General features: G+C 59.6%; 1 protein-coding gene and 1 pseudogene. Both read right to left on the bottom strand.

Annotated elements, in window-relative coordinates:
• Positions 1-728 (bottom strand): annotated as a pseudogene (locus C474_RS07445) (VirB4 family type IV secretion system protein); the annotation flags it as partial.
• On the bottom strand, positions 721-1,614 hold an 894-nt coding region (locus tag C474_RS07440), incomplete at its 5' end, for a hypothetical protein (protein ID WP_008385460.1). The gene C474_RS07440 and the pseudogene C474_RS07445, both read right to left, overlap by 8 nt.

The following is a 1,614-nucleotide window of genomic DNA, read 5'->3' as shown; positions in this document are numbered from 1 at the left end:
TGGACGGAATCCCTGAGGTCGTCCTTGTCATCGGCACGAACCGTGACGAACATCCCTTGGTCGAAGACGTTCGCGCCGCTTTCGACGGCTTTGTAGGTCGCAGCGGCCTCGTTCGCTCGCTCTTGGAGGTACGCACTGCGGACGCTCTGTTCCAAATCGGCGTCGACTTGGAGGTCGTCAGCGATGTCCTGCAGTTCGTTCCGCGCCCGCTGCTGATTCTTGGGCGTGATGTGCGCTGTAAGGTCGAACTCGACGTCGGTCAACTCGAAGAGGTCGCTCAGATAGCCGTCGTTCGGGTAGTCGGCGTAGTCAGCGATGTACAGNACGTCGGTCAACTCGAAGAGGTCGCTCAGATAGCCGTCGTTCGGGTAGTCGGCGTAGTCAGCGATGTACAGTGTCGTCGTCCACTGCTCGCCGACGTGAGCCGCCCGTGTCTCCCACTCGATAGCTGCCGGCGCGGTCACCGTCTTGTGGGACTCGGAGATCTCGTCAAGGAGCTGGCCCTCGGCGTGACCCTCTTCGAACGTTTGCTTATCGAGAACGTCCGAGAAGTCAACCTCCGGTTCGTTGTCGGCGGTGTGGCGGTCCCAGAGACGTTTGCCACTGGCCCCGAGGGTAACAACCAGTATGGCGTAAATCGCCGCTCCTTCGGGCGACATGGGGTTCAGAAGCCACTCTATGAGCTGACCGAGGATACCACCACTGGCCTGCAGGATGACGTTACGCATTGACCTCATCCTCCCGGCGTGAGCGACCGATGATCGGTTGTTCGCGAACGACGTGTTCGGCCTCCTCGGCGTCGTGCTCTCGCCCGTTCCAGAAGTCCATGTTCAGGACGAACAGTTCGACCGTACTGAGCCGGCGAGCAGACCACCCGGACGCTTGCTGGATAAATTCGGCACGAACGTCATTGACACGGCTATCGAGTTTCTCGAACATCTGAGCCCTGCGTTCAACATCCGTCAGGTCCTCACGCCGCGTTACGAAGGGGTTGAACAGAAACCCGATAACGGGGAACTGGGTCAGTTTTTCGGCGGGCGTCCCTTCGTCTCGGAATCGGTCGTAGACCTCTAGCGGGGAGACCTCGACACCAAGGTAGTATCGCACCTGCTGGATACCTCGGTCACGCATCTCCTTGGGGCGTGTCTCGCGGTACTCCTCGAGAAGTTCTCGGAAGATCGGGTTCTGCGTGACGTCTTCGTCGTTAAGCCGCTCTTCGATCGTCTCTGTAATCTGTTCTACTGGGAATGACCGGGTTGTCGCGTGGAGCTTGATCTTCGAGTCCAGTTCCTTGTTGGCGAACTCCTCGCCCGCTTCTTGGAGCTGCGCCCAGTCCTCGGACATGGCGAAATCCATATTCCCAGGGTCGATCTCGATGAAGGCTTCCATCGTTCCGTCTGCCCGTTGGATCGCTCCAGCACCGGGCCACGCTCGCTTGACGTTCGTGAGGTCCTGCGTTCGCTCGTCCGGTTTGAACGGCGTGTAGTTCGCGAGCCCACCCTCGTTCCGCTCGGTCTCGTTCGTGTTCCCGTCCGCTTCCTCTGGAGCACTGAACGTAGTCTGCGGACGCTTCGCGTACCGATAGATGCTCTTCGTCCAGGTCCACGCATTGAG

The organism is Halogeometricum pallidum JCM 14848 (assembly GCF_000337095.1).
GTDB lineage: Archaea > Halobacteriota > Halobacteria > Halobacteriales > Haloferacaceae > Halogeometricum > Halogeometricum pallidum.
The sequence above is the reverse complement of the archived record's forward strand: the minus strand, read 5'-3'. Positions and strand labels throughout refer to the sequence as shown.